Below are 18,079 nucleotides of genomic sequence, written 5' to 3'. Positions count from 1 at the left end.
CTATACGATCGCGGCACCGGCGATGATGCCGAGGATGCCCGCCATCGCGCCCACGGCCCGGCGATAGAGCGCAAGCGCGCGCCAGATATCGCCCACCGCCGGATCGCGCGCACCGGCGTTCAACCACGGCTCGTCCCGCATCGCCCCATCATATTCGCGTGGCCCGGACAATCGAATATTCAGCGCACCGGCCATCGCACTTTCGGGCCATCCGGCATTGGGCGAACGGTGGCGCGAGGCGTCCCGCCGCATTGTCGCAAACGCGCGGCCTGATCCGGCGCAGAAAGCGAAAATCGCCCCTGTAAGCCGCGCCGGGATCAGGTTGGCCATATCGTCGATCCGGGCCGCGATCTTTCCGAATGCCTCGTAACGCATGCTGCGGTGGCCGATCATGGAATCGAGCGTATTGATCGTCTTGTACGCGAACAGCCCCGGAAGCCCGAACAGCGCCCCCCAGAATAGCGGCGCCGTCACCCCGTCCGAGGTGTTTTCGGCCAGGCTTTCGATGGCGGCCCGGGCGATCCCCGCCTCGTCCAGCGTCTTCGTATTGCGTCCCACGATATGCGACAGTGCGACCCGCGCCGGATCGAGCCCCCCTTCCCGCCACGCGGTGCCGACCGCCGCGGCATGATCGTGCAACGACCGCGGGGCCAGCAGGCTCGCCGCGATGACCGCGGACATGGCAAAGCCCGCAACACCGGCCGGAACGATGCGCGCGACCGCCGCGCCCACAGCGCCGGCCAGCAGGATCAGCACGACGGCACAAACCCCGCCCGCCGCGATCCGCACGGCGCGCGGCGGCCCCGGCGCATTGGCAACAGGCTCCACCAGCATCACGATCCACCCGAACCAGCGCACCGGATGACCGATCCGCCGGTCGAGCGCATCGGGCCAGCCGACCGCGCATTCCAGCGTTAATGCCGCAAGCATGACCGCCGCATTGGCCGCGACCATCATCACCGGGCCAGTGCGAAGAGCGCATCGATGTCGAGCGCCGCCTCCAGCCCGTCGGCGAGCATGTCGAGCGCCCGGTCCACGCCCGCCTCGTAATCGAGCGCGCTTACGCGTCCTTCGCGCATTCCCGAAAGCCATCGCGCACGGAACGCATCGCTTGCGAACACGCCGTGGAGATAGGTGCCGATGATGCGCCCCTCCGCCGCGAAGGCTCCGTCCTGCGTTCCGTCGTTCAGAACGCAGAACGGGTTTGACAGCGCGGGCCCGCTCGATCGGCCGGTATGAATCTCGTACCCGGTGAGCGCATCCCCATGCGCGGTGGTGCGGCCGCTGACGGGGCGCACGATCTTTGCGCCCGACATCGCCGTCTCCATCGCGAGCAGGCCGAGCGCATCTGCCGTGCCCCCCGTGCCGTCGCGCCCGTCCGGGTCAGTGACGCGCGTGCCCAGCATCTGAAACCCGCCGCACAGACCGACGATATGCGCCCCTGTCCGGTATGCGGCGAGAATGTCGTGGTCCCACCCCTCCGCCCGCATCATGGCGATGTCGGTCAGCGTCGATTTGGTACCCGCAAGGATGATGGCGTCGGCTTCCCTCGGGATGGGGCGTCCGGGCGGGATGAAGCGGACATCGACATCGGCCTCGGCGCGCAGCGGGTCGAGATCGTCGAAATTGCTGATCCGCGACAGCATGGGCACCGCGATCACGATCCCGTCCCGTCCCGCGGCCGCATGGTCGAGCACCACCGCATCCTCCGCCGGGAGCGCGCGCGCCGATCGCAGCCACGGGACCACCCCGAAACAGCGCCAGCCGCAGCGATCCTCGATGAACCGCACGCCATCGTCGAACAATGCGGGATCGCCGCGAAACCGGTTGATGGCAAAGCCCGCGATCATCGCCGCATCGCCGGCATCGATGACCGCCTTCGTACCGACGAGCGAGGCGATCACACCGCCCCGGTCGATGTCGCCGACAAGGATGACCGGTACGTCGGCGGCGCGGGCAAAGCCCATGTTGGCGATGTCGCCCCGCCGCAGATTCACCTCCGCCGGGCTGCCCGCCCCCTCCACGATGATGAGGCCGTGACGTGCGCGCAGCCGTTCGAAAGCGGCCAGCACATCGGGCAACAGGCTGCCGCGCCGGGCCATGTATCCCGCCGCCTCCGCGCTTTCGACGACGGCGCCATTGACGACGAGCTGCGCGCGCCGGTCCCCCTCGGGCTTGAGGAGGACCGGGTTCATGTCGGTCGTCGGCGCGATACCGGCGGCACGCGCCTGCAACGCCTGCGCGCGGCCGATCTCGCCCCGTTGCGCACAGGCCGCGGCATTGTTCGACATGTTCTGCGGCTTGAACGGGGCGACCGGAATGCCGCGCCGCCGCGCGATCCGGCACAGACCGGCGACGAGCACCGATTTGCCCACGTCGGACCCTGTGCCCTGAAGCATGATCGCGCGGCCGGCCATGGCGACTACATCCGGTAGCGCAAACCGCCGAACGCCATGCGGCCCGGCTGTCCATAGCGGAATACCGTTTCATATTCGGCGTCGAACAGGTTTTCGATCCGGCCGAACAGCTCCACCCTGTCGGTGAGCGCGTAGCTTGCGCGCAAGTCGCTCACGACATAGCCGTCGAGGCTTCGCGTGTTCGTGGCGTTATCGAAACTGTCCCCCACCATGAGCACGGTCGCACCGAACCCGATGCCGCCGCGCGTCCGGTAATCGAGGACGAGGCTTGCCTTGTCCCGTGCGCGGCGGGCGAGCCGGTTGCCGGTCATGTCGTCGAAGGCGTCCGCGATGCTGTAATTGAGTGCGACGTCGAAACCGTCCACCGGTCGCAGCGCCACCCCGAATTCCCAGCCATCGGCGCTCGCCCGCGCAATATTGTCATAGGTGCCGGAGGGACGATCGGAACAGATGGGCGCGGGATTGTCGAAACAGGAGACAAAGGCGATGAGGTTCGTGGAGGAACGCTCGAAATAGGTCACGCCGACCTCCGCGCGATTGCCGAGGAAGCTGTGCGTGAGCCCCACGTCCCAGCTTTCCGCCCGTTCCGGCAGCAGCGCGCCATTGCCGTATTCGCTGTAAAGCTGAAACAGCGAGGGCGCCTTGAAACCCTCGCCATAGCTTGCGCGAAGGACCGTGGCGCCCGCATTCGGCGAATAGGCCCCGCTCGCCGCGAAGGTCGTCGCCCCGCCGAAGGTTTCGTGATCGTCGCGGCGCACCCCGCCGGTGAGCGACAATCCGCCGAGCGGCGTCAGGTTCACCTGGCCATAGGCGCTGTTGATCGCGACATCGGCGGTGTTGGGCGCGCTGTCATATTCGGATTCCTCGCGCTCCGCCCCGAACACCAGCTCGGCAAAATCGGCCGCATCGACGATACCCTGATACTCAAAACGCCGGTTTTCGCCATTGGCGGCAAAGGTTTCGGTTTCGCCGTCAAGGCTGGGATCGACATTGCGGCGGTCGATATTGGTATAGGCAAAACCCAGCCGATTGCGGAACCGCCCGTCGAGGAACGCGACATTAACCCCGGCATAGCCGACGAAATCCTCCCGATGCGAAACTTCCGGCGTGTCGGCAAACGCATAGAGCGGCGCCGGAAAACCGTCGATGCCGACGTCGCTATCGGCATAGAAGCCCCGAAGGTCGAGCGAGAGATTGGTGGCAAGCGCAATGTCCAGCTTGCCGTTCACACCAATGCTTTCAAATTCGTCCTTCTCGCGTCCGCCCCGCGCCTCGCTGAAGGCCGAGATGCCGTCGGTGCGCAGATAGCTGGCGCCAAGGCTGGCGGCCACCGGCCCGACCCTGCCCGACACATTGCCGATCAGCTCGGCCGTATCGCGCGATCCGTACTGTGCGCTTGCGAACATGGCCGGTTCGTCACCCGGCGCACGGGTGATGAGATTGACCACGCCGCCGATCGCCTGGCTTCCGTAAAGCACCGATTGCGATCCGCGCACAACTTCCACCCGCGCGATATTGCCCATAATCAGCGGTCCGAAATTGAACCCGCCGCCGGTCGAGGCCGGATCGTTGAGCTTCACCCCGTCGATCAGAACGACGGTCTGGTCGCTGTCCGCGCCGCGGATCGAAACGCCGGCATTGGTGCCGATGCCGCCATTGCGGGTGAAGGTCACCCCCGGCACGGTGCGCAGGATGTCGAGTGCGTCGCTGGGTTGGCGGGCGATGATTTCGGATTCGGCGACGACGGTGACCGATTGGCCCACCTGGCTGATTGCGCGTTCGGTGCGGTTGGCGGTGACGACGATGGTGTCCTGCGCAATCGCATCGCCGCGCGGCAGGTCGATGGGTGGCGGGGCGGCGATCTGCGCAGAGGCGGCATTCGCGGCGATAAGCGCGGACACCGATGCGGCGGCCAGAAGACGGATATCAAAAGTCATGTGAAACGTCCAAAGCAATACCCGCGCGAGGGCCCCGATGCCCGCGCGGTTCGTTCGACAACAAAGGCCTGCCGACAGGTCATCGACCTGCGGCACCGGAAACCGGCCAGGCTGTCGCTACTTCGGAAAGAAACTTTCCTGTCCCTGTGGGCTGGACCCGGCCCCGGACGAACGACGCGACGGCAGGTTTCCTGGCTCACCGATCAACACCTTCGAACCGTCTTCCCGGCGTGCCTTGCAAAAGGCATTGCCAGTGACATGGTGGTTCGAGGCTCCCGGCCTACAGTTGCGGGCACAGCGCCGGCATCGCACCGGCTTCCCTCTTAGCTTCCACATGTTTTCGCATGCGCAGCACCGTCTGCGCGCAGCCATTGCGAAAGCGCGCTCGGCTTGTCAATCCCGGAAGGTTCAGAAATCGATGCCTTGCTGCGCACGGATCCCGCCGTGATAGGCGTGCTTCACCTCCGTCATTTCCGTCACCGTATCGGCATAGTCCATCAAAGCTTGCGGCGCGTCCCGCCCGGTCAGGATCACCGCCGTATCGCCCCTGGACTCCAGCGCGGCGATCACCGCATCCACACGCAAATAATCGTAGCGCAAGGCAATATGGATTTCGTCCAGCACGACGAGATCGTATTTCCCCGACGCGATCAGCCCGGCCGCGGTCGCGAGCGCCTTTTCCGCCGCCTCGATATCGCGTGCGCGGTCCTGCGTGTCCCAGGTGAAGCCTTCGCCCATGACGTGCCAGTCGATGGCATCGGGAAAGCGGGCGAAGAAATTCTTCTCGCCGGTCTTCCATTTGCCCTTGATGAACTGGACGACCGCGATCTTCTTGTCCCAGCCGAGCGCGCGCGCCATCACGCCAAAGGCCGAGCTCGATTTCCCCTTCCCATCGCCGGTATGCACCAGCACCAGCCCCCGTTCCGGATCGGTCAGCTCGCGCTGGCGCCTGGCCTGTGATTTCTGCATCTCTCGCATGCGGGCCTTGTGCTGTTCGGAGGTTTCGTCGGTCATGATGGCGTTCCAGTTCGTGATGATCTTTCCGCCATGGCTAGCAGCAATCGCGCGGGGCGCAACACACCGCCATTGTCTGCCATACACGGTGCCACAAGCCGTCTAGGCAACGCCGCCGCCCCTCGCCTATAGCGGCGCGCGAGGGAGACAGCGGATGTTGCAAGGGTTTCGGGGTCACGGGCGGGTATTGCTGGCGAGCATGGTCGGCACCGCGGTCGAATTCTACGATTTCTATGTCTATGCGACCGCCGCCGCGCTGGTCTTCGGGCCGCTGTTCTTTCCGGCGGAATCGCCGTCGGCCCAATTGCTCGCCGCCTATGCCAGCCTTGGCGTCGCCTTTGTCGCGCGGCCGGTGGGCGCGGCGGTGTTCGGTCATTTTGGCGACCGGATCGGACGCAAATCGACGCTGGTCGCCTCGCTCATGCTCATGGGCGGGTCCACCTTGTTGATCGCGTTTCTCCCCACCTATGAAATGGCGGGATGGCTGGCGCCGTTCCTGCTGTGCATCCTGCGTTTCGGGCAGGGGTTCGGCCTTGGCGGGGAATGGGGCGGCGCGGCCCTGCTGGCCGTGGAAAACGCGCCGCCGGGTTACAAGGCACGGTTCGGCATGTTCCCGCAACTGGGCGCGCCGATCGGCTTCATCCTTGCCAATGGTTTCTTTCTGTTGCTCGGCTCCACGTTGAGCGATGCGCAATTCGTCGAATGGGGCTGGCGCGTGCCGTTTTTGCTGAGTGCGGTGCTGGTCGTGCTGGGCCTGTGGGTGCGGCTCAAGCTGACGGAGACCCCGGCCTTTGCCGCCGCGATGGAGGAGGCGCCCCCGGCCAAGGCGCCGATGGCCGATCTTTTGCGCTCCCACCTTCCCGCGACGCTTGCGGGCACGTTCTCGGTCGTGGCCTGCTTTGCGGTATTCTACCTCTCGACCGCCTTCGCGCTGGGATACGGGACCACGACGCTCGGCTATGGCCGGTCCGAATTTTTGATGGTGCAGCTTGGCGCGATCGTTTTCATGGCGCTCGGCATCGTGCTCGCGGGGGTTGCGGCGGACCGGTCCTCGCCGCGCCGCGTGCTCATTGCCGGATGCATGGGCGCGATCGTCGTCGGGCTGTTGATGGGGCCGCTGTTCGGCGGGGGTTCGCTGTTCCTGATATGGCTGTTCCTGTCGCTGGCGCTGTTGTGCATGGGGTTTTTGTATGGCCCACTCGGCGCCTATCTCCCCGAACTGTTCCCGGCGCGCGTCCGTTACAGCGGTGCGTCGCTGACCTTCAACGTGGGCGGTATCCTTGGCGGAGCGGTGGCCCCGGTCGCGGCGCAGGCGCTCGCCGAAATCGGTGGGCTTGGTTTCGTCGGGCTCTATATCGCAGGGGCCGCATTGATCAGCATCATTGCTCTCGCGCTGAGCCGGGAGCGCGCGCGATCATAAACCCATCCGTTTCCGGACCGTTCACACGGCATGTCGGGACGCGAATATAAAGGTTTTGCAAAGAATAATTGGCTAGGCTCACCCCGGAATCGACAGAAATCGGGACGCGCAAAATGAACGAGGAACAGCGGCTGGCCACACTGCACGGTTATGGCCTGCTCGATACGCCACCGGAAGAAAAATTCGACGATGTCGTGCGCCGTGCGGCAAAACGGTTCGGCGTGCCGGTGGCGTTGATCTCGTTGATCGATGCCGACCGGCAATGGTTTAAGGCGAAGATCGGCCTTGAACCGAGCGAAACGCCCCGGTCGATGGCATTCTGCTCCTACGCGATCGAGGGGGACGACGTGATGGTCGTCTGCGATGCGACGGCGGATGATCGCTTTACCGACAATCCGCTCGTCACCGGCGATCCGTCCATCCGGTTTTATGCCGGCGCGCCGATCGTCGCCGATGACGGAAGCAAGCTTGGCACGGTATGCGTCATCGACCGTAAGATGCGCGATAATTTCGACGAGACGGAGCGCGCCGACCTGGTCGGATTTTCGCGCGAGGTCAGCGCGATTGCCGCAGCCCGGCGCAAGAATGCCGAAGAGCAATCGTGACCGATCTGGCACGATTTTCCAAAATGCGCTTACCAGGAAAATTTGTGTCCGCTAGGCTCGATAGTGGCGGGGCGGTTCGCTTTACGCTCGTTTCGCTGTGCTATTTCCTGCTGGCCATTGCGGCGCTGGAACTTGCGCCGCCGCCGGGCAGTTCGATCGTCATCTGGCCGGCCTCGGGCGCGGCGATCGGCGCACTGGTCATCCTCGGCTATCGCATGGCGGGCGCGGTTTTTCTAGGCGCGATGGCGAGCAATCTGTATTTCTTTTTATCCCGCGGTTTTGGGCCGTCCACCGAACTCGCGCTGTTGACGGCGACACTCGCCGCTGCGGCATCGACGGCGCAGGCCGCGTTCGGCGCATTCCTCATTCGCCGGCAGGTCGGCTTTCCGATACGTCTGGCCGGCGGACGTGATGTGTTGCGGCTGATGTTACTCGCCGTACCGGTGATGTGTCTAGTCGGGACGGTCTTCGCCATCGGCGCAATGTATGCAGCAGGTTTCCTGAATGCGTCCGACCCTCTCGCGGTAGCGCTGCGCTGGTGGTTGGGCGGCGTGAGCGGCGTGCTGATCGTGCTGCCGCTGTTTCTCCTGGCGCCGTGGATGCGGAACAAGGTGTTCTGGCGCGACAAGCCGCTCGATCCGTTTCCGCCGCTTCCATTCATGGCGGTCATACTGATGCTGATGGCGACGCTTGTCGGCTGGCACATCGCCACGCACAACCGTCATCAACAGGTGCAGGCAACGTTCGACGAATTGGTGAACGACAATGCGCAGGCGCTCACCAACCGGATGGAATCCTATGGACAGGCGCTCGACGGTGCGGCCCGGCTTTTCGAGGTATCCGATAATGTAACACCCGACGAATGGCGTACCTATGTGCTCGGTCTGCTTTCGGGCGGAACATTGCCGGGTATCGCCGGGCTCGGCATTATCGAGCCTGTGGCCGATGATCGTGTCGAGGCATTCATCGCGCAGAAGAGAGCCACGGGCCTTGAAGGCTTCGACGTTCATCCGGTCGACGACCTCGGCGAAAATCTCGTCATTTCCCTTGCCGAACCGATCGAGCGCAATGCCAAGGCCATAGGCTTCAATATCGCGTCCGAGGACCATCGCCGGCAGGCCGCGCTGCAATCTCGCGATACGGGCGAAGCGGTCATTTCCGATCGTATCACGCTCGTGCAGGATGAAACCGAGAGCGTCGGCTTTCTCCTCCTCCATCCCGTTTACGAGGCCGACATGCCCACCGGCACCGTTTCGCAACGGCGCGCGGCATTGCGCAAATGGGTCTACGCGCCCTTCATCGCGCCCCGTTTCATGAACGGACTTTCGGCCAGTCAGAACGAATTGCTCGACGTCGCGATCTATGATGGCAGGCGACCGGACGCCGACCGTATCCTCTATACCAATGTCGGCGGCGACCCGGCAGAGCGTCAGTCCATGTTCGCGCGGCAAAAGACGATTGAGGTCATGGGCCGCGACTGGACCATCGTATGGCGCAGCACGCGAGCCTTCGAAGAGCGGATGAGCACGTACGAGGCGCATCTCGTGCTTCTGGGCGGGTTGCTGCTTACGCTTATCTTCGCTGCCGTGCTGCTGGCCGGGCTGCGCCGCGAGGCCGAAGTGCGCGCCGAAGTGGACAGCCGCACCGCGCAATTGCGCGCCACCGTGACCAAGCTGCGCGACAGCGAGCGGGAATTCGCCAATCTTACCGGCCTGTCGCCCGCCGGCATATTTCGCACCGACCCGTTCGGGTTCTGCACCTATGTCAACAAGGCATGGCTGCGCACGACGGGGCTCAAAGCGTCGCGTGCGCTCGGTGCGGGGTGGATCGATGCGGTCCACCCCGACGACAAGGCCCATTTCAAGAAGAACTGGCTCGATGCTGTCCATCATTCGAAGCAGCTGAGGACCGAGGTTCGCTTCTACAAACCCGGCTTTCCGCCCTATTGGGTCGATCTGATCGCCGCGCCCAACAAGGACGAAGATGGCAATACGCTCGGTTTTATCGGCGTGGCCATCGATATATCCGAACAAAAGCGGGCGTCCGATGCGTTGAAGGAGAGTGAGGAACGCTTTCAATCGCTTTCGAACCTTTCGCCTGCCGCCATTTTCCGTACCGCACCGGATGGAATGTTCACCTATGTGAATGCGGTCTGGTCGCGCATGACCGGAATGGAGGCGCACGAGACGCTGGGCCTTGGCTGGACCAAGGCGATCCATCCCGATGACGTGACCCAGCTCATGAAACGCTGGTTCGACGCCGCGGCGAAGCGGGTCGCGCACCGGCATGAATTTCGCTTGCGAAACCGTGTGGACGGCACGGTCTTCTGGGTGGATGCGATCGCCACGCCCGAATGGGACGATAACGGCGAATTGCGCGGTTACATCTGTGTCGCCATGGATATTACCGAGCGAACGCAATTCGAAAAGGATCTGGCCGAACGCGACGCTCAGCTTTCGCTCCTCGCGCAGAACGCCACCGATGCCGTGTTCCGCATCGCGCTCGACGGCATTTGCATCTATGCTTCGCCCTCGACGCGCGAAGTGTTCGGCGTGCCGGCCGAACTGCTCATCGGCAAGGATTCGCTCAGCCTCATTCACCCCGAAGACGAAGAGATGGTCCGCGCCGCCTGGGACGATCTGATCAGCGGCCGAAAGGACAGGAACATCCTCGCCTACCGGTCGCGCATTCCGGAAACCGACGGGGATTATCGCTGGCTGGAGGCGAATGTTGCGCTGATCCGGGATGCCGCGACCGGGGGAGCGCGCGAGGTTTCGGCATCGATCCGCGATATCGAGGATCGCAAGCAGCTGGAATTCGACCTGATCGCGGCACGCCGGCGCGCCGAAGCCGCCGCCGCCGCGAAGGCAACCTTCCTCGCCAATATGAGTCACGAAATCCGCACGCCGATGAACGGGGTCGTTGGGTTCACCGAAATGCTCCTCGACAGCGATCTCACCCCGGATCAACGCGACAAGGCCCGGCTTATCGCGGATTCCGGGCGCGCGATGATGCAGATCCTCAACGATATTCTCGACATTTCGAAAATCGACGCAGGACAGATGAAGATCGAGCGTCAAAGCTTCGACCTGCGCGAGACGATCGGCGCAACCATGCGTCTGCTGGAGGCGACGGCCCGGCAGAAACAGCTTGAATTCACGCTCGACGTCGCGGACGACGTACCGCAGGCCGTGCTGGGCGATGCGCTTCGGCTTCGTCAGATCGTGACCAATCTGGTCGGCAATGCGATCAAGTTCACGAGCAGCGGTTTCGTTCGGACCGATGTCACCATCAGCCCGCATCAGGGTAACGATTGCCTCGTCATCGCGGTGCGGGATACAGGGATCGGCATTGCCGAGGACCGGCTCGAAACCATATTCCGCGAATTCAGTCAGGCGGACGAATCCACCGCGCGCCTGTTCGGCGGGACGGGGCTCGGCCTTACGATCAGCAGCGAGCTGGCCCGCCTGATGGACGGCAATCTTCACGTCGAAAGCACGCCGGGCGAGGGTTCGATTTTCACGCTCACCATTCCGGTCGAACTGACGCGCGAAGCGGTTGCCGCCGACGATGCGTCCGAGGCCCTGGAATGGCCAGGCTTCGCCAGCCCGCCCCGCGTGCTCATCGCGGAGGATCACGACATCAATCAGGTGCTCATCCTGTCGATGGCGGACAAGCTGAAGCTCGATGCCGATATCGCCGAAAACGGCAAGGAAGCCGTCCGGCTGGCGCGGGAGGCGAAGCAGTTCGGCACCCCCTACGCGCTCGTGCTGATGGATATGCAGATGCCAGTGATGGACGGGCTCGAGGCCGCGCGGACCTTGCGCGCCGAAGGGTTCGACGCACGCGAGCTTCCCATCGTCGCGCAGACGGCCAACGCCTATAGAGAGGATATCGATCGCTGTCTCGCCGCCGGGATGCAGGATCATGTGGCAAAACCCATTCGCCTCGACCTGCTCAAGAAAAAGATCGCGCGGTGGATCAATCGCGACCTTGCCGTCGTGACCCCGCCCCCGACGCCCGCGCCCGCCCCGAAGAACAGCGCGGCCAGCCCGGTCGAGATGCGCTACCTCACCCTTCGCCGAGAAACCCTGGATGCCGTGCACGCCATCGATCCCGACAATGCCGACGATGATGCGATAAAGGGCATCGTCAGCCTTCTGCATCAGCTTGCCGGGGTGGCGGGCGCATTCGGCGAAGAAAAACTGGGCGAAGATGCGCGGCGACAGCAGGCCGCCCTGAAAGGGAGCACGGGCGCCGCGCGGCGTGCCGCGCTTGCGGAGACGAAGCGTGCCTTCGCGCAGAACGAGAGCGCCCGTTGACCGGCGTGCGCCGTGCGATGATAATCCGCGACGAAGCGCCCTGCGCGCAGTGCAACAGCCGCGAAAATGGATCAATTCGACCTTTCGTTTATCCGGTTCGTCGCGGATAGTTGGCGACCATGTCTCTTTCCCTGCGCGGCCTTGCCTTTGCTCTTCCCATCGTGGGCCTTGTCATCGGGGTGATGACGTGGTTCGCCTACAACTCCACCGTAGCCGATTATCGCGACAATCGCCTTGCCGAACTGGTGACATCCAACGCGTCGGTCCATGACAGCCTGCGCCGGGAAATGCAGCTCATCGCCAATGTACAGCGTCAGGCCGCCACGATCATGGCCCGGCGGATCGAGGCAGGCCCGGATACGCGTTTCGACCGCATCTTTGAACAGGCACCGGACGGTGCCTATCATACGCGCGACGATCTCTGGTCGGGACGCCAACTCGATAGCGGCATCGTCGTAAAGGGGCTCGGCGGTTTCGTGCCGCCCGATCTGTCTGCCGAGGCGCGGCGCACCGTGCTGCCCGCCGCGTTCGAAACCATCGCGCAGATGGTCGGCGGCCTGCCTCACACGGTCGAAAGCCTCTATTTCTTTTCGCCCGACAATGAATTGCTGATCTATGCGCCGCAACGCGCCGACAGGCTCGGTTTCTATCGCAGTGCGCCGGCGGATTTCGATTTTCAGGATCTCGAATTCACGCGCATCACTACGCCGCGTAACAATCCGGCTGGTGAGATGCGCTGTACCAGCCTGCAAAACCCCGCCTATGACGACACCGGCCGGTTTTGGACGACGGGTTGCATGCTGCCCTTTCGTCCCGATGACCGGCACATGGGAGCATGGGGGATAAGCATCCCGCTGGAGGCGATGACGGGCGGGCTGCGCCCCCCTCCCCCCGGCGCGCGCACCATCATTCTGGGCCGGGAGGGGAAGCTCGTCCACGATTCCGCGTTGATCGAGGAAGGATCGCGCGGTTTTTCAGCCAATATCGACCTTTCCGTTTCAAAGGACGATGTGCTTCGCAATCTCGCGCTTTTGACCATGCGCGGCGAACTCCCCGACAACGGTTATGTTCGCCCGCTCGACGCGTATGTCTCGGTCCATCGGCTGGCCTCGCCGAACTGGACCATCGTCACCATGCTTCCGCAGTCCGAACTGAATGCGCGCGGCTGGGCCATTGCATGGCGGGTCATCGTGGTTTCCGCGTCGGGGACCATCATTCTCGCGCTGCTGCTCGCCGCGATATTCGACCGGTTTGTGGCCGCGAGGATCACACGGCTTGCCCGCCGGGCGGACAATATCTCCGCAACGCATGACACGCCCGAAACGGAAGCGCGCGCCAATGAGATCGACCGCCTCGAACAGGCGTTTCACACGATGGAACAACGGCTGGAGGCGGATCGCGTACGCGCACGCCGGTCTTTCGACACGCTGATCGATGCGGCGCAGGGCTATGCCATGGTGTTGTTCGATACCGATGGCACGGTATTGCGTGCCAATCGCGGTGCGATCGCGCTTTTGGGTGAACAAGGCATTCAGAACCTTGCCCCGTTGCGCGCGCTGGAAAATGATGAATCCTCTGCGCCCCGGCTTGTCGAGCGTCCGCATCGCAGCGGTGGCAATCTGTGGCTGGAAGAGAGCTTTCTTCCCCTGCACGATGATAACGGCGTCCTGTTCGGTGCCGCCTATATCGCGCACGACCTCACCGATCAGCGGACCAGGCAGCGCGAGATCGAGCAGAACCTGCTTTTCCTGGAACTTGCGCAGACGAATGCCCGCATCGGACATTTCATGCTCGATCCGGGAACGATGCGCGTATCGCTTTCGCGCTGGATCCGCGACCGTATCGGTATCGAGGAGGAATACATCCCGCTCGGCGAGCTGGTCAGCGTGTTCGATGCCGATAGCCAGAGCGAAACCATCGCGACAATACGCGACGTAATCGGCGAAACCGGCCCGTTCAGCTTCGAGACGCAGGCGCGCGCTGCTGACGGGACGAAAATAGACATCCTTATCAAGGGGACGGCCGTATCGGAAAAACGCGGTCAATCGGAACAGATTTCGGGTTATTACGGTATCGTTCAGGATGTGACCCGCGAAAAGGCGGCGCAGGCCGAAATCCTGTCCGCCCGCGACGCCGCACAGGCGGAGGCGGAGGCAAGAAGCGACCTTCTTGCCGTCGTCTCCCATGAAATCCGCACCCCGATCTCCGGTATTTTCGGGCTTATCGATCACGTACGTCGCGAGCGTTCGCCTGACGAGCGGAACCGCATCCTCACGCTTATCAAGGATTCAGCAGAGGCGTTGCTGAGCACGCTCGACAACACGTTGCAAGGCATGCGGGCCGAGCGTCAGGGCGGCGCGGGGGAAATCGAGAATTTTCGCCCGGACGATCTCGTCGGCCGGGTCGCGGAACTGTTTCGCCCGCTGGCCCGGCGCAAGGGTCTCATCATCGAAATGAACGCCGACAAGGGGACCGTCGCGGGCCGCCCCGCACGAATTCAGCAGATCCTCGCGAATTTCATTTCCAATGCCGTGAAATTCACCCCGTCGGGTCGCATCTCGATCCGTGCCATCGCACCTTCCGATCCGTCTGCAACAGGTGACGACGCCGCGGTGTGGACCTTTACCGTCACCGACACAGGGGGCGGGATCCCGCCAGAGCGGTTGAGCCGTCTGTTCACCCCCTTTGCAGGAAGCAGCGCCGACACTCTGGGCCGGCGATCGGGTTCCGGTCTCGGCCTTTCGATCACGCGAAAGCTTGCCGAAGAGATGGGCGGCACCGTTTCGGCGAGCAGCGAGGAGGGCAAAGGAACATGCATGACATTGCGGCTGCCGCTGCCCCCTGCGGAAAACAAAAGCGGGCAGGCAAGGATCTGCGGAACGATCGCCATCGAACTGAGCAGTGCGACGCTCGCAATTCAGGTAGAGGCAATCGCCGCCGCGCATGGTTTCCTGCCGCCTTCGGGCGATGCGCCGTCGGACGCCGCCAATATCGTGGTTGCGGACCGGATGCCGGAAGAGACGGACCATGCCGAACAGATCATCGTGGTGGGTGAACATACGCCGGGCGCAAAGGATACCGTCCGCTTCGTGCCTGGCCCGCGCGAACTGATCGACATATTGCCCGACGTGCTGCAGGCGTGCGGCGATGCGTAAGATGGACGAAATCCCCGCCGAACAGCGCGCCGAAATCCTCGCCCTCCGGCTGGAGCGGAGCGAACGCGCCCTTCGCGAGACGGAGAGCGCACTCGAAGAGCGGATGAAGGCGCTCGACCGTGCCAATCGCGGGCTGCGCTTTCGTGAAACCGAACTTGCGCATAATCTCGAGATCGAAAGCGCGCTTCTGCTCAGCGCATTGGCGACCGCGAAGATGGTCACGATCTACGGGGAGCGTGCCCGCGGGTTCAGCTTCTCGGGCGGTGCGGCCGCGATGCTTGGCTTGCCCGAACATGCCGAGGTCACGATGCAGACGCTACTCGACGCGATCCATCCGCTCGACCGGGCGCGGATCGAAAAGGCGGGCCGGGAATTCTTTTCCAGGCGTGAAGCCGGTGTCGCGCACGAATATGACCACCGCATCGTGCGGGCGGACAATGGCGAGATACGCTGGCTCAGCTGGTCGATCCGGCGCGAACGCTCGACCCGCATGCGTCCTGCCTATGTTCTTGGCGCGGTGCGCGAAATTACCGAGGAACGACGCAATCGGCGCCAGGTGCGCGCCTTGCAGCTTCGCGCGGAACGGCGTGTTGCCGAGCTGAACCGGTTGCAGGCGGAACTGGCCGCGGCGAAGGACAAGACGGAACGCACGCTTGCCCACAGGCAACAGTTCATCACCGAAATGGCGCATGCGATACGCACTCCGATGGGCGGACTTACCGGAGGGGTGGAACTGCTCGGCGGAAAGCTCGATGAGGGCGATCCCGATCTTGCCATCGTTCGGCAATCGGTTGGCGAACTCGACGAAATCGCCTCTCGCCTCCTCGAAAATGCGGGGACCGACGGCGATCATGCCGCCCACCCCGCCCCCAACCCCCTGCCGACACCGATCCATGCCGTGTCCGGTGAGGAGGACATGCACGAAGCGCCGCGCGTGCTTCTGGCCGAAGATACCGAGAGCAATCGTTACGTCATCGAGCGCATGCTCGAGGAAATGGGATGCGATGTTGAAACGGTGGAGAACGGCGCCGCCGCGGTGGAGGCCGTTCGCGCGCGCGATTTCGACCTGATCCTGATGGACGTGATGATGCCGATCATGAGCGGGAAGCAGGCGACGCAGGCCATTCGCAACCTTCCCGGCCCGGCCGCGCGCACCCCTGTGATCGGGATCACCGCACACAGCCTTCAGGAAGAGCGCGAACGCCTGTTATCATCGGGCATGACCGCGTGCCTTGCGAAACCCGTCCGCCGGGAAGCGTTGGAAACCGCGATCCGTACGGCGATGCTGGGCGGGCGGGCGGCGACGGGGGAGCAGGCTCGTTTCGACCATCAACTGCTTCGCCATACGTTCGAACAATTGCCGGCGGCGTACCGTACCCGCATGCGCGATGCCGCGAAAAAGGACATCACCCGCTATGCGAAGGACGCCCTTGCCGCGATTGCGGCCGGCGATGACGAGGCGTTGTCGCGGGCGGCCCATTCGCTCAATGGTGTGGCGCTGAACGTGGGGGCGGTGGGCATCGTGGAGGAACTCGCCCATTATCGCGAAGCGGCAGGCGCGGTTTCGCCCGAACGCTTCCGCGCGGAGGTCGCCGCGTGCCTTCTGGCATTCGACGACCTCTACGAAGCGTTGATCGATGATGTTTAGCATGCACCCCGCCCGCCGATCACGGCCGGCACCGTCGCGGCGAGCAGGCGCATGTCGGTCATGAAGGACCGCTTGCGAAGATAGGCCCGGTCCATGATGGCCTGACGCTCGAACGGGATCAGCGCGCGCCCCTTGACCTGCCAGGTGCAGGTGATGCCGGGCGCACCGTGGAGCCGCTCGATCTGGTTGCCGCGATAGGTAACGACCTCGTTGGCGAGCGCGGGGCGCGGGCCGACGATCGACATCGAGCCGGACAACACGTTGATAAGCTGCGGCAATTCGTCGATCGAGTAGCGGCGAAGGGTCCGCCCGACGGTCGTGATGCGCGGATCGTTCGTCATTTTAAAGCAAGTGCCCTGACGATCCGATCGGGCGAGCAATTCGGCACGACGCGCCTCCGCGTCCGTGTACATCGACCGGAACTTGAGCATGGTGAACGGCTTTCCTGCGCGGCCGATCCGCGTCTGGCGAAAGAAAACCGGGCCGCGATCCTCCATCCACACCGCGAGCGCGGCGACGAGGAAGATCGGCAACAGCATCAAGAGCGCGCACACCGCGACGACGATGTCGATCGCCCGCTTCGCCATTTCGGAGGCAGCACGGTCGAGCCCGCGCAATTTCGCCGCCTCCAGCGCCGTATGCGCAAGGAAAACGCCATTCCCGATGAGGTAGCGACCGGCCATCCGGCGCGGTTCCATCGCCAGACGCCATGCCCATTCCCCGCGGCATGCGCGGATCATCGCAGGGGCACGGGTAATACGGCCCGAATAATAATCGAACAATCCCCCGACGCCGAGAACGACCGGAATGTCCAGCCGATGCCGATTGCGCGCGATCCAGTTTTCCTGAAGCGGAACGCCGAACCCGACGAACAGCATACGTGCACCGGACCGGTTGATCCTCTCGATCACGGCGTCTTCGTCCGCGCGATCGAAATATCCGTCCTGCGTACCGGAAATGCGCAGGGCCGGCCATTCGCCGCATGCCCAGGCGGCGGCGTCCTCCGCGACGCCTTCTTTCCCGCCGAGCAGGAAAATGCCGACGCCGGAGTTCGCGGCGCGTTCGCACAGCATCGGGAAAAGATCGGTCCCGTTCAGGTTCTCGATCGGGGGCTGGCTGAATGCCTTTGTCGCGATTTCCATCCCGGCGCCATCGGGCAGTAGTATATCGCTACTGCGCAGGGCGGCGCGATAGGTGCGGTCCTTCTTCATCGTATTGACGCAATGGGCGTTGACGAAATTGATCGTATGCCGTGTCGCCGAGCGGGCGAGCGCGACGATATGATCGGCCGTATCTTCGCGGCTGGCATTCGCGATCGACAGCCCGAACATATCGCGGGTTTCAAACGGGCTTTGGGTTGCGAAACGCGTCGCCGGGACCGGGAACGGAACAGTGGCAGTGCGAAAGGCGGAAGCGGGTATGTTTTTCATGGTCAGGCTCCTTTGACGAACGATGCCAACCGTTCCGCAAAGCCTGTGCCAAACCTCCTAAGCTTTTGTTTATACGCTATTTAAAACCGCACCCTCCCATTTTGCGTCACCGGTCGCTCACACCAATTTCG

General features: G+C 63.7%; 10 protein-coding genes and 1 riboswitch. Of the genes, 5 read left to right on the top strand and 5 right to left on the bottom strand.

Features of this window, described 5'->3' with window-relative positions:
* The 4 genes from cbiB to cobO form a co-directional block, all read right to left on the bottom strand.
* Positions 1-957, bottom strand: coding sequence for an adenosylcobinamide-phosphate synthase CbiB (gene cbiB / locus K4G67_RS11635; RefSeq protein ID WP_239806530.1), 957 nt, complete (start codon positions 955-957; stop codon positions 1-3).
* Positions 957-2,399 (bottom strand): cobyric acid synthase, encoded by a 1,443-nt coding sequence (locus tag K4G67_RS11630; RefSeq protein ID WP_420830030.1) that lies wholly within the window; start codon positions 2,397-2,399, stop codon positions 957-959. The genes cbiB and K4G67_RS11630 overlap by 1 nt, the downstream gene beginning before the upstream one ends.
* Positions 2,400-2,422: 23 nt before the next feature.
* On the bottom strand, positions 2,423-4,354 hold the full coding sequence (locus tag K4G67_RS11625) for a TonB-dependent receptor plug domain-containing protein (protein WP_239806528.1): 1,932 nt from the start codon (positions 4,352-4,354) through the stop codon (positions 2,423-2,425).
* Between the two features lie 164 nt (positions 4,355-4,518).
* Positions 4,519-4,728, bottom strand: a riboswitch (cobalamin riboswitch).
* Between the two features lie 34 nt (positions 4,729-4,762).
* Entirely contained in the window at positions 4,763-5,368 is a 606-nt protein-coding gene (cobO, locus tag K4G67_RS11620) for a cob(I)yrinic acid a,c-diamide adenosyltransferase (protein ID WP_239806527.1), read from the bottom strand.
* Positions 5,369-5,522: 154 nt separating this feature from the next.
* Here cobO and K4G67_RS11615 point away from each other — a divergent pair, with 154 nt between their 5' ends.
* The 5 genes from K4G67_RS11615 (at position 5,523) to K4G67_RS11595 (ending at position 16,518) form a co-directional block, all read left to right on the top strand.
* The gene (locus tag K4G67_RS11615; RefSeq protein WP_239806526.1) at positions 5,523-6,788 is read left to right on the top strand and encodes an MFS transporter; all 1,266 of its coding nucleotides are present in this window, start codon (positions 5,523-5,525) and stop codon (positions 6,786-6,788) included.
* A 68-nt stretch (positions 6,789-6,856) separates the two neighbouring features.
* Positions 6,857-7,393, top strand: a complete 537-nt coding sequence (locus K4G67_RS11610) for a GAF domain-containing protein (RefSeq protein WP_239806525.1) — start codon at positions 6,857-6,859, stop codon at positions 7,391-7,393.
* A gap of 44 nt (positions 7,394-7,437) precedes the next feature.
* Positions 7,438-11,715 carry a PAS domain S-box protein gene (locus K4G67_RS11605; protein ID WP_239806524.1) on the top strand — a complete coding sequence of 1,426 codons (4,278 nt, stop codon included), beginning with the start codon at positions 7,438-7,440 and terminating at the stop codon, positions 11,713-11,715.
* 119 nt (positions 11,716-11,834) lie between these two features.
* Positions 11,835-14,870, top strand: a complete 3,036-nt coding sequence (locus K4G67_RS11600) for an ATP-binding protein (RefSeq protein WP_239806523.1) — start codon at positions 11,835-11,837, stop codon at positions 14,868-14,870.
* A 1-nt stretch (position 14,871) separates the two neighbouring features.
* Complete coding sequence (locus K4G67_RS11595) at positions 14,872-16,518, top strand: response regulator (RefSeq protein ID WP_239806522.1); 1,647 nt, start codon at positions 14,872-14,874, stop codon at positions 16,516-16,518.
* On the opposite strand, the gene K4G67_RS11590 is transcribed toward K4G67_RS11595, so the two are convergent.
* Entirely contained in the window at positions 16,515-17,948 is a 1,434-nt protein-coding gene (locus tag K4G67_RS11590) for a WecB/TagA/CpsF family glycosyltransferase (RefSeq protein ID WP_239806521.1), read from the bottom strand. The two genes, K4G67_RS11595 and K4G67_RS11590, sit on opposite strands and share 4 nt — an antisense overlap.
* Between the last annotated feature and the right edge of the window lie 131 nt (positions 17,949-18,079).

The sequence above is a fragment of the Croceicoccus hydrothermalis genome, from assembly GCF_022378335.1.
Classification (GTDB): Bacteria; Pseudomonadota; Alphaproteobacteria; order Sphingomonadales; family Sphingomonadaceae; genus Croceicoccus; species Croceicoccus hydrothermalis.
This window is presented reverse-complemented; position numbering and strand designations above follow the sequence as displayed.

Excerpts from the sequence above, each read along its gene's own strand:
- K4G67_RS11615 (WP_239806526.1), top strand. The coding sequence starts at position 5,523 with ATGTTGCAAGGGTTTCGGGGTCACGGGCGGGTATTGCTGGCGAGCATG.
- K4G67_RS11600 (WP_239806523.1), top strand. The coding sequence starts at position 11,835 with ATGTCTCTTTCCCTGCGCGGCCTTGCCTTTGCTCTTCCCATCGTGGGC.
- cbiB (WP_239806530.1), bottom strand. The coding sequence starts at position 957 with ATGATGGTCGCGGCCAATGCGGCGGTCATGCTTGCGGCATTAACGCTG.
- K4G67_RS11630 (WP_420830030.1), bottom strand. The coding sequence starts at position 2,399 with ATGCTTCAGGGCACAGGGTCCGACGTGGGCAAATCGGTGCTCGTCGCC.
- K4G67_RS11590 (WP_239806521.1), bottom strand. The coding sequence starts at position 17,948 with ATGAAAAACATACCCGCTTCCGCCTTTCGCACTGCCACTGTTCCGTTC.
- cobO (WP_239806527.1), bottom strand. The coding sequence starts at position 5,368 with ATGACCGACGAAACCTCCGAACAGCACAAGGCCCGCATGCGAGAGATG.
- K4G67_RS11595 (WP_239806522.1), top strand. The coding sequence starts at position 14,872 with ATGGACGAAATCCCCGCCGAACAGCGCGCCGAAATCCTCGCCCTCCGG.
- K4G67_RS11625 (WP_239806528.1), bottom strand. The coding sequence starts at position 4,354 with ATGACTTTTGATATCCGTCTTCTGGCCGCCGCATCGGTGTCCGCGCTT.